This is a genomic window from Pantoea sp. SYBGC1 (genome assembly GCF_057197005.1).
On record NZ_JBXUNM010000004.1, the window covers coordinates 310,045 to 322,915 of the forward strand.

The 12,871-nt window shown below is 55.4% G+C and carries 13 protein-coding genes; 5 read left to right on the forward strand and 8 right to left on the reverse strand.

Annotated features, from left to right (window positions below; all coding sequences use genetic code 11):
• Positions 1 to 227: 227 nt before the first annotated feature.
• The gene (gene zapE / locus AC2CF9_RS10475; protein ID WP_484556907.1) at positions 228 to 1,355 is read right to left on the reverse strand and encodes a cell division protein ZapE; all 1,128 of its coding nucleotides are present in this window, start codon (positions 1,353 to 1,355) and stop codon (positions 228 to 230) included.
• Positions 1,356 to 1,544: 189 nt separating this feature from the next.
• On the opposite strand from zapE, the gene zapG reads away from it, so the two are divergent.
• The 3 genes from zapG (at position 1,545) to degS (ending at position 4,601) form a co-directional block, all read left to right on the forward strand.
• Positions 1,545 to 1,955, forward strand: a complete 411-nt coding sequence (gene zapG, locus AC2CF9_RS10480) for a Z-ring associated protein ZapG (RefSeq protein ID WP_094110668.1) — start codon at positions 1,545 to 1,547, stop codon at positions 1,953 to 1,955.
• Between the two features lie 109 nt (positions 1,956 to 2,064).
• Complete coding sequence (degQ, locus tag AC2CF9_RS10485; RefSeq protein WP_484556908.1) at positions 2,065 to 3,435, forward strand: serine endoprotease DegQ; 1,371 nt, start codon at positions 2,065 to 2,067, stop codon at positions 3,433 to 3,435.
• 86 nt (positions 3,436 to 3,521) lie between these two features.
• Entirely contained in the window at positions 3,522 to 4,601 is a 1,080-nt protein-coding gene (degS, locus tag AC2CF9_RS10490) for an outer membrane-stress sensor serine endopeptidase DegS (RefSeq protein ID WP_150018249.1), read from the forward strand.
• A gap of 39 nt (positions 4,602 to 4,640) precedes the next feature.
• On the opposite strand, the gene epmA is transcribed toward degS, so the two are convergent.
• The 3 genes from epmA to efp all read right to left on the reverse strand — a co-directional run bounded on the left by epmA (position 4,641) and on the right by efp (position 6,619).
• Positions 4,641 to 5,618, reverse strand: coding sequence for an elongation factor P--(R)-beta-lysine ligase (gene epmA / locus AC2CF9_RS10495; protein WP_039382145.1), 978 nt, complete (start codon positions 5,616 to 5,618; stop codon positions 4,641 to 4,643).
• A gap of 136 nt (positions 5,619 to 5,754) precedes the next feature.
• A complete protein-coding gene (locus AC2CF9_RS10500; protein ID WP_039382142.1) occupies positions 5,755 to 5,889 on the reverse strand; it encodes an entericidin A/B family lipoprotein in 135 nt (44 codons plus the stop codon).
• Positions 5,890 to 6,052: 163 nt separating this feature from the next.
• Positions 6,053 to 6,619, reverse strand: a complete 567-nt coding sequence (gene efp / locus AC2CF9_RS10505; protein ID WP_150018248.1) for an elongation factor P — start codon at positions 6,617 to 6,619, stop codon at positions 6,053 to 6,055.
• Positions 6,620 to 6,659: 40 nt separating this feature from the next.
• Here efp and epmB point away from each other — a divergent pair, with 40 nt between their 5' ends.
• A complete protein-coding gene (epmB, locus tag AC2CF9_RS10510) occupies positions 6,660 to 7,688 on the forward strand; it encodes an EF-P beta-lysylation protein EpmB (RefSeq protein WP_150018247.1) in 1,029 nt (342 codons plus the stop codon).
• Between the two features lie 177 nt (positions 7,689 to 7,865).
• Here epmB and AC2CF9_RS10515 read toward each other — a convergent pair whose 3' ends face one another.
• The 4 genes from AC2CF9_RS10515 to AC2CF9_RS10530 all read right to left on the reverse strand — a co-directional run bounded on the left by AC2CF9_RS10515 (position 7,866) and on the right by AC2CF9_RS10530 (position 11,048).
• The gene (locus AC2CF9_RS10515) at positions 7,866 to 8,213 is read right to left on the reverse strand and encodes a DUF4156 domain-containing protein (RefSeq protein WP_039385686.1); all 348 of its coding nucleotides are present in this window, start codon (positions 8,211 to 8,213) and stop codon (positions 7,866 to 7,868) included.
• A gap of 198 nt (positions 8,214 to 8,411) precedes the next feature.
• Positions 8,412 to 10,061, reverse strand: a complete 1,650-nt coding sequence (groL, locus tag AC2CF9_RS10520; protein ID WP_104085595.1) for a chaperonin GroEL — start codon at positions 10,059 to 10,061, stop codon at positions 8,412 to 8,414.
• A 46-nt stretch (positions 10,062 to 10,107) separates the two neighbouring features.
• The gene (locus tag AC2CF9_RS10525; RefSeq protein ID WP_039382130.1) at positions 10,108 to 10,401 is read right to left on the reverse strand and encodes a co-chaperone GroES; all 294 of its coding nucleotides are present in this window, start codon (positions 10,399 to 10,401) and stop codon (positions 10,108 to 10,110) included.
• A gap of 194 nt (positions 10,402 to 10,595) precedes the next feature.
• Positions 10,596 to 11,048 (reverse strand): FxsA family protein, encoded by a 453-nt coding sequence (locus AC2CF9_RS10530; RefSeq protein WP_190315032.1) that lies wholly within the window; start codon positions 11,046 to 11,048, stop codon positions 10,596 to 10,598.
• A gap of 376 nt (positions 11,049 to 11,424) precedes the next feature.
• Here AC2CF9_RS10530 and aspA point away from each other — a divergent pair, with 376 nt between their 5' ends.
• On the forward strand, positions 11,425 to 12,861 hold the full coding sequence (gene aspA, locus AC2CF9_RS10535; RefSeq protein ID WP_065650517.1) for an aspartate ammonia-lyase: 1,437 nt from the start codon (positions 11,425 to 11,427) through the stop codon (positions 12,859 to 12,861).
• Positions 12,862 to 12,871 lie beyond the last annotated feature (10 nt).

Below are 12,871 nucleotides of genomic sequence, written 5' to 3' on the forward strand. Positions count from 1 at the left end.
CCCAAATAAAAGTTACACGTTGGTGAAATCCCAAACGCTAAGTTAACGATTGAGGCTCACGCGACCATTTCGCCCAGCAAGCCCACCCCCTCAGGTAGAGTTACCGGATCACACAGCTTTCCGGGAAAAGAAATGCTGTGCTGTAACGTGGGGTCGCAAGATTATAGAGAAGTCAGATTTAAAAATCGAACCTTTTTGCGACAAAATTCACGATTTCTGGCCGGGCGTCACGGCAGATGCGGCAGCCGGAGATACTCCTCGCTCTGCATCTCCTGCAGGCGTGACAGGCAGCGCTGATACTCGAACTTCAGCCGGGTTCCCTGATAAATCTCAAACAGCGAGGTTTCCGCTGCCACCACCAGTTTGACGTGGCGTTCATAAAATTCATCCACCAGCGCCAGAAAGCGGCGCGCCTGATCTTCAGTTTTATAAATCATGACCGGCACATCAAACAGCAGCACGCTATGGAAACGCCGCGACAGCTCAATGTAGTCGTGCTGGCTGCGCCCCGCCCCGCACAGCGTCAGAAAATCAATGGCGAGCACGCCTTCATGTACTCCACGGGTGGGCATCTCCCGGTGATTGATCTCCAGCACCGGTGCATCATCGGGCGCTCCGCCCGCCAGCGCACGAAACATGCGCGTCATCTCTGCCTGCGTGGCGTCGTTAAGCGGATGGTTCCACAGATGTGCTGACGTCAGCGTACGCAGGCGATAGTCGATGCCGGCATCCACGTTCATCACTTCACAGTGCTGTTTAATCTGCTCGATAGCGGGCAGAAAGCGCGCGCGCTGCAGACCGTTGCGGTAGAGATCGTCCGGCGGAATATTGGAGGTGGCGACCAGGGCGATCCCGCGTGCGAACAGCGCCTCCATCAGCGTACCCAGCAGCATGGCATCGGTAATGTCGGAGACAAAAAATTCATCAAAGCAGAGGATATCGGTCTCCGCTTTAAAACGGTCAGCCACGATCTGCAGCGGATCGCTCTGCCCCTGCAGCTGCGTCAGCTCCTCATGTACCCGCAGCATAAACCGATGAAAGTGCAGTCGCAGTTTACGATCGCCAGGAATTGACTGAAAAAACAGGTCCATGACCCAGGTTTTTCCCCGGCCCACACCGCCCCACATATAGAGACCGCGTACCGGTGCTTCCGGCTCTGCTTTTTCTTTGCCGACCAGCCGGGAGAGGCGTCCCAGCAGGCCGCGGCCGCTGTTTTCACGCGGCTGCTGACGGGCAATCAACCCTTGCTGGATAGCGTCTAAGCGGGTTATAGCTTCACGTTGTACGTCGTCCGGGCGGAACTCGCCCTGCGACAGCGCCTGCTCATAGCGCGCAAGCGGAGATGAGGTTTGCATGGTTCTCTCAGAATCCCTGAAAAGTCCGATTCACGTGTCGGTTGCTGAAAATTAGGCCGCTCTACACTAAGCGATACAGTCCGATAGTTCCACTTCCTGCAGATTAACGGGTATAGTGACTTATAGTGAAGCTGAAGTTGAAGTTGAAGCAATGCCCTACGAAGCAACGGAAATTACACGGGAGTTATTATGACCTGGGAATACGGGCTGATTGGTTTAGTGATTGGCATTATTGTCGGCGCAGTCGCTATGCGTTTTGGCAACAAAAAATTGCGCGAACAGCGCAGCATGCAGTATGAACTGGAAAAATCAAAAGCGGAGCTGGCAGATTATCGCGAAGAGCTCACCAACCATTTTGCCCAGAGCGCAGAGCTGCTGGACAATATGGCGCGCGATTACCGCCAGCTTTATCAGCACATGGCAAAAGGATCCAACGATCTGCTGCCTAATCTGCCGGGTGAAAAAAATCCGTTCGCCTATCAGCTGACGGAAGCGGAAGCGGATAACGATCAGGCGCCGGTGCAGATCCCGCGCGACTACTCTGAAGGCGCTTCCGGGTTACTGCGCGGCAGCGATCGCACTACCCCGCCCCGCAGTTAATCTTTTCAGGGCACCGCCTCATGCGGTGCCCTTTTTGTTTCGAACACTTGCAGTAAACGATTGTCACACTTTCTGTACTCCCCTATTCGCAGCGAGAGCCTGATAACCCATGAAAAAACAAACAAAACTATTAAGCGCACTGGCGCTGAGTATCAGCATGAGCCTGGCCGCAACGTCAGGCGCGATGGCCGCGCTTCCGGCACAGATTCAGGGGCAGGCGCTGCCAAGCCTGGCACCGATGCTGGAGAAAGTGCTGCCGGCGGTGGTCAGCGTGCACGTAGAGGGCAGCGATAGCGGTCAGCAGGCGCAGGAGATCCCGGAACCGCTGAAGCGTTTTTTTGGCCAGGCGCCCGGCCAGTCGCAGCCTCAGCCGTTTGAAGGTCTGGGTTCCGGTGTCATTATCGATGCGGCAAAAGGCTACATTCTGACAAATAACCACGTCGTAAACGGCGCGGACAAAATCAGCGTCCAGCTCAGCGACGGCAATGAGTATGATGCCAAACTGATTGGTCACGATGAGCAGACAGATATCGCGCTGATTCAGGTTGAAGGGGCTAAAAACCTGACGCAGGTGAAAATCGCCGATTCTGATGCGCTGAAAGTCGGCGACTTTGCGGTAGCCATCGGTAATCCGTTTGGTCTGGGTCAGACGGCCACCTCCGGGATCATCTCGGCACTCGGCCGCAGCGGCCTTAATCTTGAAGGACTGGAGAACTTTATCCAGACGGATGCGGCGATTAACCGCGGTAACTCCGGCGGCGCGCTGGTCAACCTTAACGGCGAACTGATCGGTATTAACACCGCGATCCTGGCATCAAGCGGCGGCAATATCGGTATCGGCTTTGCCATCCCCAGTGATATGGCGATCAACCTGGCGCAGCAGCTGATTCAGTTTGGCGAAGTGAAGCGCGGCCAGCTGGGTATCAAAGGCACCGAGATGACGGCGGATATTGCGAAAGCGTTTAACGTTGACGCGCAGCGTGGCGCATTTGTCTCTGAAGTATTGCCAAAATCCGCCGCAGAGAAAGCGGGGATAAAATCGGGCGATATCATCACCTCTATCAACGACAAGCCGATCGCCAGCTTCGCCGAACTGCGCGTTAAAGTAGGCACTACGCCGCCAGGCCAGCAGGTGAAAATCGGTCTGCTGCGCGACGGTAAGCCGGTCAGCGTGACCGTTACGCTGGAGCAGAGCGCGCAGAGCACCGCCAGCGCGCAGCTGATGTCTCCTGCTTTGCAGGGCGCGCAGCTGAGCGATGGCGCTACCAAAACAGGTGATAAAGGCATTAAAGTCGACACCATCGAAAAAGGTACGCCGGCTGAGCAGGTCGGTCTGCAGAAAGATGATGTGATTGTGGGCGTAAACCGTACCCGGGTGCAGAGCCTCGCTGAGATGCGCAAAGTGCTGGAGGGCAAACCGCCGGTGCTGGCGCTGAATGTGGTGCGTGGCGACGAGAGTATCTACCTGCTGCTGAGATAATCCTCCCGACAGGCGGACAAGCAGGTGTGTGTCCGCCTTTCTCATGTTATTCTGCCCTGCGATCTCACCTGGCTTGAAATAACACCATGTTTCTTAAACTTTTGCGTGCAGTGGTGATGGGCCTGATCGTAGCAGGCTTGCTGCTTGTTGCGATTCCGGCGCTGCGTATGGGCAGCGACGTCACTTTTGATCATGAAAGCAGCGCTGACGAAACCCCTTTCAGTTTTAACCCGGGGGTGCGCCGCGCCGTGCCCGCCGTAGTCAACGTTTACAACCGCAGCGCCCACGGTAACAATAATCGCGGTATCACCACGCTCGGCTCAGGTGTGATCATGAACGCGAAAGGGTACATCCTTACCAACAAACACGTTATCAATAACGCCGATCAGATCATCGTAGCGCTGCAGGATGGCCGCTTTTTTGAAGCAACCCTGGTGGGCTCCGACGCCATGACCGATTTAGCCGTGCTCAAAATCAGCGCCTCAGGTCTGCCGGTTATCCCCATTAACGCCGCGCGAATAGCGCACATTGGTGACGTCGTGATGGCGATAGGCAACCCCTATAACCTCGGGCAGACGGTCACACAGGGCATTATCAGCGCGACCGGACGCGTCGGCCTGAGCTCTTCCGGCCGGCAAAATTTTCTGCAGACCGACGCCTCTATTAATCAGGGCAATTCAGGCGGCGCGCTGATCAATTCGCTGGGCGAACTGATGGGTATCAACACGCTGACCTTTGATAAGAGCAACGACGGAGAAACACCGGAAGGTATCGGCTTCGCTATTCCTACCGCGCTGGCGGCCAAAATCATGGATAAACTGATCCGCGACGGGCGGGTGATCCGCGGCTATATCGGCATTACCGGACGTGAACTGCCGCCGCTGCACGGCCAGGGCAGCAATCTCGATCGCGTACAGGGAATAATTGTTAACAGCGTCGCGCCGGGCGGTCCGGCCGATAGCGCCGGGATCCAGGCCAACGATGTGCTGCTGCAGGTCAATGGCAAGCCTGCGCTCTCCGCGCAGGAGACGATGGATCAGGTGGCGGAGATCCGCCCCGGCTCAGTGATTGATGTGCAGGTGCTGCGCAATGAGCAAAAAATGACGCTGCCGGTTACGATTCAGGAGTTTCCGGAAGCTGCCGCGCCCGTAACCACCGCCCAGTAAGCCGCGGCGCCAGCCAGCGCCGCGCTTAACCTGACGCTCTCAGCTTCTGTCGACCGGAAACGCGATGACGTCGCTCAGCGCGCTGGCTTTCAGCGCCAGCATAATCAGGCGATCCACGCCCAGCGCCACGCCGGAACAGGCCGGCATACCATGCGCCAGCGCATCCAGCAGATAGTGGTCAATCGGATGCTGCGGCAGCCCGCGCGCCGCACGACGGCGGTTATCCTGTTCGAAACGCTGACGCTGCTCACGGCTGTCGGTCAGCTCGCGAAAGCCGTTCGCCAGCTCAACCCCTTTATAATAAACCTCGAAGCGTTCAGCAACGCGATGATCTTCCGTGCTGATCTCCGCCAGCGCAGCCTGACTTGCCGGGAAGTGATAGACGAAGCAGGGTTTATCGTTGCCAATTTTCGGCTCCACGCCCAGCATAAACAGCAGCTGCAGCAGCGTATCGCGATCCTCTTCGCGCTGCGCCAGCTCACCCTCGCCGAGTTTTGTCGCGGCTTCGCGCAGCTGCGTTTTATCCGCAGAGAGCGGATCAATCTCCAGATGACGGATAAATGCCTGCTGGTAGGAGAGGGATTCTGCGGTGTCGCACTCCAGCACCTGCTGCAGCAGATCGTCCACCTCGTTCATCAGGCGATACATATCGTAGTGCGGGCGATACCACTCCAGCATGGTGAATTCAGGATTGTGATGACGCCCCGCCTCTTCATTACGGAAGCAGCGCCCCATCTGGTAGATCGGCCCGCTGCCAGCGGCCAGCAGCCGTTTCATATGGTATTCCGGGCTGGTCATCAGCCAGAGATCGCGGCCTTCGCTGGCGCCAGGTCCGACAAAACGCGTCTGAAACGGCACCAGATGGATATCGGTAATAGTGGCCTGGCTCATCGCCGGGGTATCCACTTCAAGCACGCCGCGATCGGCAAAGAAACGCCTGATTTCCGCCAGAATCGCGGCGCGTTTCAACAAATTGGCAATGGGTGCGCTCGGCTGCCAGCTTGCCGTTTCGCTCATGGTGATGACTCCTCATACAAATAAGGGGTGGAAGTCTACCCGGAACAGAAGCTGCAAACAACGAGGCGTAGCGGAAGAGAAGCTGGCAGGTCAGAGAAAAAAAAGAGCGGTGCGAAAGCTTTCGCACCGGCAGATTTTACTGGGTGCTGCGCTGAATTGCCTGACCACCCGCTTCGACATCTTCACCAACGCCGCGCGTGGTGTTACAGCCGCTCAGTACCGAAGAGAGCACCAGCACAGAGAAAATTGCGACAATACTTTTCTTAAACATAGCCATATCCTTGTTGGTTGCAGTAAAAGTACAGCTTTTAAAGCATAGTCCGCTTCTGCAGCCCTGGTAGCTGCGCCCCGGAAAAATTCACGCCGGCATCGCGTTTTGCAGGCATAAAAAAAGGCGCATCATTGATGCGCCTGATTGAGTGCTGTTGTCGTGCTTATTTTACGCGGGAAACGTATTCACCTGAACGGGTATCGACTTTCACCACTTCGCCAATCTGAACGAAGAGTGGCACTTTAATGACTGCGCCGGTCGACAGGGTCGCTGGCTTGCCGCCGGTTCCGGCGGTGTCGCCTTTCAGACCCGGATCGGTTTCGGTAACTTCTGCTTCGATGAAGTTAGGCGGCTGAACGGCAATCGGTTTGTCGTTCCACAGGGTTACGATACACTCTGCGTTGTCCTGCAGCCACTTGGTCACGTCGTCCAGTACTTTTGCTTCAACCTGGTACTGTTCAAACGACTCAGGGTGCATAAAGTAGAAGAAATCACCGTCGTTGTAAGAGTACTGCAGCGTCATATCACGAACGTCTGCGCCTTCGGCAGAGTCGGTAGATTTGAAAGTCTTCTCAACGCGAGAACCGGTCAGCAGACGACGCATTTTAACGCGTGCGAAAGCCTGGCCTTTACCCGGTTTTACGAATTCACTGGATTCGATGGCATAAGGTTCGCCTTCGAACATGATTTTAAGACCGGAACGAAAATCGTTGCTAAGATAAGTCGCCATAAAGGCCCTCTGTAGATATTAACTGGTAATAGCCAAAAAAATGGCACACATTGTAACCCTAAATTCCCCTGTCAGAGAAGATTGGTTGCAGCAACTTGCTGATGTTGTCACCGATCCTGCTGAATTACTGCAACTTTTAGGCCTCGAACATCATCAGGAATTAGCTGCCGGCCACGCTGCACGCCAGCTTTTTGCCCTGCGCGTGCCGCGCGCCTTCATCCAGCGCATGCGCCACGGCGATGCCGGTGACCCTCTGCTGCTGCAGGTACTGACCAGCCGCCAGGAGTTTACCGATGCGCCGGGCTACACTACCGATCCGCTCGATGAGCAGAGCAGCGTGGTGCCGGGCCTGCTGCACAAGTATAAAAACCGCGCGCTGCTGCTGGTCAAAGGGGGCTGTGCGGTAAACTGCCGCTACTGTTTCCGTCGTCACTTTCCTTATCAGGATAATCAGGGCAACAAGCGTAACTGGCAGGCGGCGATCGACTATATTGCCGCGCACCCGGAGCTGGATGAGATTATCCTTTCCGGCGGCGATCCGCTAATGGCTAAAGATCATGAGCTGGCCTGGCTGATTGCGGCGCTGGAGCAGATCCCGCATCTGAAGCGACTGCGTATCCACAGCCGGCTGCCGGTGGTGATCCCGGCGCGCATTACGGAAACGCTGTGCCAGCTGCTGACTGACACCCGCCTGCAGGTGCTGCTGGTAAGCCATATCAATCATGCGCAGGAGATTGATGAGGCGCTGCGCGCGCGCCTGCAGCTGCTGAAACGATCGGGCGTGACGCTGCTGAATCAGAGCGTGCTGCTGCGCGGCGTTAATGATAATGCGGATACGCTGGCTGAGCTGAGCAATGCGCTGTTTGATGCCGGCATTCTGCCCTACTATCTCCACGTGCTTGACAAAGTTCAGGGCGCTGCCCACTTCTTTGTTTCAGATACCGAAGCGCGCGCGCTGATGCGCCAGCTGCTTAGCCAGGTCTCCGGCTATATGGTTCCCAGACTGGCGCGTGAGATTGGCGGTGAGCCGAGCAAAACCCCGCTGGACCTGCAGCTGCGTCAGGAGTAATGCTCGCTCTCCGGTGCGCATGAATGCGCACCCTGTAAACAGACGTGCCGCAATTGATGCGCGCCCGGCGTGCTTATGCAGGGTCGCCATTCATGGCGACCATAGCGGCTCGTAACCCCCACATTCCGCCGCAAATAAAAAAGCCGCTCACGCGGCTTTTTTATTGCTGCTCTGCTATTACGGACACTTGTAAACCTGGCCGGTCATTTTGCTGTCGAGCGGTGCGAACGCAGAAAGCAGATTCTGCGTCGGGCTGGTGGCACCATAAATAACGTTGCCGCCCATTTCAGCCGCCCGGTTGCGCAGATCGTTGGCAGCACCGCGCAGCGCGCTGTTTTCGCCGCCTGCCCCGCTCAGCCAGTTGCTCTGTGAGCCGGTGACGTTGCCCAGAAGCTGACATTGACTTGCTGGCTGCTCATCGACAAACGTAACGCGTTCGCCAGCGGCGCTCAGCTGATTTGAGCTGCTGCAACCCGCCAGCAGCATGATACCCGCTGCCAGTCCGGGTAAGAGGTTAATCCGCATTGTAATCCCCATTTTATTATCATCAGTGTCGGGCGGCAGCGTAGCAGAAAAGCGCACTTTTTTTCTGAACATTCATTGCCCTGAACCCACAAAGCCGAAAGATTGCGTCCCTACTTATACCCTGTTCGCCAGCAAAAGAAAAACCCCCGACAGTTTCCGGTCGGGGGTTTCGCAGATAGCTTACGCTGTCGGGGACAATTACATCATGCCGCCCATACCGCCCATGCCACCCATACCGCCTGCGCCCGCGCCTAAATCAGGTGCGTCGCCTTTAGGCAGATCGGTAACCATGCACTCGGTAGTGATCATCAGACCAGCTACAGAGGCCGCGTACTGCAGCGCAGAACGGGTTACTTTGGTCGGGTCCAAAATACCGAAGTCGATCATGTTGCCATACTCTTCGGTCTGCGCGTTGTAACCGTAGTTACCGTCGCCGGCTTTCACGTTGTTTGCTACAACGGAAGGCTCTTCACCGGCGTTGGAAACGATCTGACGCAGCGGAGCTTCCATTGCGCGCAGCGCAACTTTGATACCGACGTTCTGATCTTCGTTCTGACCACGCAGATCGGTCAGCTGAGCCGCAACGCGAACCAGCGCTACGCCGCCGCCCGCTACCACGCCTTCTTCTACCGCAGCACGGGTAGCGTGCAGGGCATCTTCAACGCGCGCTTTCTTCTCTTTCATTTCCACTTCAGTAGCGGCGCCTACTTTCAGTACGGCTACGCCGCCTGCCAGTTTCGCTACGCGCTCCTGCAGCTTCTCTTTATCGTAATCTGAGGTCGCTTCTTCGATCTGCTGACGGATCTGCGATACGCGGCCAGAGATAGCACCCTGATCGCCCACGCCATCAATGATGGTGGTGGTATCTTTGTTGATCACGACGCGCTTCGCCTGACCCAGATCTTCCAGCGTAGATTTCTCCAGCTCCATACCGATCTCTTCAGAGATCACGGTACCGCCGGTCAGGATAGCGATATCCTGCAGCATCGCTTTACGACGGTCGCCAAAGCCTGGCGCTTTCACCGCAGCCACTTTCACGATACCGCGCATGGTGTTCACCACCAGCGTTGCCAGTGCTTCACCTTCCACATCTTCCGCGATGATCAGCAGTGGTTTGCCCGCTTTCGCAACGGCTTCCAGTACTGGCAGCATTTCACGGATGTTGGAGATTTTTTTGTCAGCCAGCAGAATGAACGGGCTTTCCAGCTCAACTGCGCCGGTTTCTGGCTTGTTGATGAAGTAAGGAGAGAGGTAGCCGCGATCGAACTGCATACCTTCCACTACGTCCAGCTCGTCCTGCAGGCCGGTGCCTTCTTCAACGGTGATAACGCCTTCTTTACCCACTTTTTCCATCGCCTGGGCGATCAGGGTACCCACGCTCTCATCGGAGTTAGCAGAAATAGTACCTACCTGCGCGATTGCACGGGTATCCTGGCAAGGTACAGACAGCGCTTTCAGCTGCTCAACAGCAGCGATAACGGCTTTATCGATACCGCGCTTCAGATCCATCGGGTTCATGCCAGCCGCAACGGCTTTCAGGCCTTCGTTGACGATAGACTGTGCCAGAACGGTTGCGGTGGTGGTGCCGTCGCCTGCTGCATCATTTGCTTTAGACGCGACTTCTTTCACCATCTGTGCACCCATGTTCTCGAACTTATCTTCCAGCTCGATTTCACGCGCAACAGAAACACCATCTTTAGTGATGGTCGGTGCACCAAAAGATTTATCCAGAACCACGTTACGGCCTTTCGGGCCCAGGGTAACTTTTACTGCATCTGCCAGTACGTTCACGCCACGCAGCATTTTTACGCGTGCGTCATTACCGAATTTTACGTCTTTAGCTGCCATTTCAAATTTCCCTTAAATTCGTTTCGTTCAGTGAATTACGCGTAAATTACGCTTCGACAATCGCCAGGATGTCGCTTTCAGAGATGATCAGAACTTCTTCGTTGTCGATTTTCTCGGTTTTTGCACCGTAGCCTTCGCTGAAAATCACCAGATCACCCACTTTCACGTCCAGCGGCTTGATCTCGCCGTTGTCCAGGATGCGGCCATTGCCAACAGCCAGAACTTCACCACGGGTTGATTTGCCAGCTGCAGAGCCGGTCAGAACGATACCGCCTGCTGATTTAGCTTCAACTTCTTTACGCTTGACGATAACGCGATCGTGCAACGGACGAATTTTCATTTGGTAGCTCTCCTTTGAGAAGTCCAATCATTCATTTTTGGGTTGAACGCCGGGCTTGAGGGTTCCGGCCTCGTGCAGGAAGAGATAGGGGCAGACAGAAGAGTTTCAAGGGGAAAAAAATAAAAAAATTTTTGTTTGTGCTACAGGTGCTTAAAAAGAATACAAATAAGGCGGCTTGCGCCGCCTCGCTTGCCTCAGCGATCTTTATCGTGGCCGATGCGATCCTGATCTTTACGCTCAAATTCACCATCCATCGTTACGCCGCTGTCTGGCCCCTGCCCCGGACCGCGCCAGACGCGCAGATGCGGCATCAGCCTCAGCGTCAGGAGCTTTTGCACCGGCGGCAGCAGCAGCAGCAGGCCGAGAAAATCGGTAAAGAAGCCGGGCAGCAGCAGCAGCACACCGGCGATGATCAGCGAGACGCTTTTAATCATCTCCACCGCCGGACTTTCGTTACGCGCCAGCTTCTCCTGCATCAGCATAAAGTTTTTCATGCCCTGATTTTTCACCAGCGACACGCCGATACAGGAGGTAAAAATCACCAGCAGCATGGTCAGCAGCACGCCCAGCGCGTGCGCTACCTGGATAAACAGCGTGATCTCAATCCACGCCAGGACAAAAAAGAGTAAAAACGGTAACCAGCGCACCGGTGTCTCCTGTGAGTTGGGCCGCCTCGCGACAGGCCAGGCGGCAGAAACAGAGCGATCGTGACGATCATAGGCAGAGAGATGGGCATCCGCGCGGCGGATTTCAACCGCACCGGCCAAATAAATCCTTTTGACATAAAAGTGAGAGATACATCACATATCGTTATTACCACTTGCCGGGCAAATGTCCGTAAAGTGATCTGTGTACGAGCATTTCTGCCGTGACAGAATATGATCGTGCCCGCCAGCCCGAAGATGGATAAAATGTCGGCACTGGTATTCCACGACAATATAATTGCTTCACCTGCGTGTTATTCGCTCTCCATCCATGCCGGATGCGTGGCGGTATCAGAGCAGCAATAATAAGAAGGTAATCATGGCGAACAACATTCGTATCGAAGAAGACCTGTTAGGCATGCGCGAAGTGCCGGCGGATGCTTACTACGGTGTTCATACTCTGCGTGCGATTGAAAATTTCTATATCAGTAGCAGTAAAATCAGCGACATTCCTGAGTTTGTCCGCGGCATGGTGATGGTCAAAAAAGCAGCCGCGCTGGCCAACAAAGAGCTGCAGACGATCCCACGCAACATTGCGAATACCATCATTCAGGCCTGCGATGAGGTGCTGAACAACGGCAAATGCATGGATCAGTTTCCGGTAGATGTTTATCAGGGCGGCGCCGGCACCTCGGTGAACATGAATACCAACGAAGTGCTGGCAAATATCGGTCTGGAACTGATGGGTCACCAGAAAGGTGAGTATCAGTACCTCAACCCCAACGACCACGTTAACAAATGCCAGTCAACCAACGATGCCTACCCGACCGGCTTCCGGATCGCGGTTTACGCCTCTATTCTCAAGCTGCTGGATGCGATCGCCCAGCTGAGTGAAGGCTTTCAGCGCAAAGCCGTGGAGTTTGAAAACATCCTGAAGATGGGCCGCACCCAGCTGCAGGATGCGGTGCCGATGTCGCTGGGCCAGGAGTTCCACGCGTTTAACGTGCTGCTGAATGAAGAGACCCGCAGTATTCTGCGCACCGCTGAGCTGCTGCTGGAAGTTAACCTTGGCGCAACCGCAATCGGTACCCGCCTGAATACGCCGGACGGCTATCAGCAGCTGGCTGTACAGCGTCTGGCGGAAGTCAGTAATCTGCCGGTGGTGCCAGCGGAAGATCTGATTGAAGCGACGTCAGACTGCGGCGCCTACGTGATGGTGCATTCAGCGCTGAAACGTCTGGCGGTGAAGCTGTCAAAAATCTGCAACGACCTGCGTCTGCTCTCTTCCGGCCCGCGCGCCGGCCTGAACGAAATCAACCTGCCGGAACTGCAGGCGGGCTCCTCGATCATGCCAGCCAAAGTCAATCCGGTGGTGCCGGAAGTGGTTAATCAGGTCTGTTTTAAAGTTATCGGCAACGATACCACGGTGACCATGGCGTCTGAGGCGGGTCAGCTGCAGCTCAACGTGATGGAACCGGTGATTGGACAGGCGCTGTTTGAATCCGTCAGCATCCTGACTAACGCCTGCTATAACCTGCTGGAAAAATGCGTTAACGGCATTACGGCGAACAAAGCGGTCTGCGAAGCGTACGTATTCAACTCTATCGGTATTGTCACCTATCTCAATCCCTACATCGGCCATCACAACGGCGATATCGTGGGTAAAGTCTGTGCTGAAACCGGCAAAAGCGTACGTGAAGTGGTGCTGGAGCGCGGTCTGCTGACCGAAGCGGAGCTGGATGATATCTTCTCTGTCCAGAACCTGATGCATCCGACCTATAAAGCGAAACGTTATACCGACGAAAACGAACAGTAATCTGTTTCCG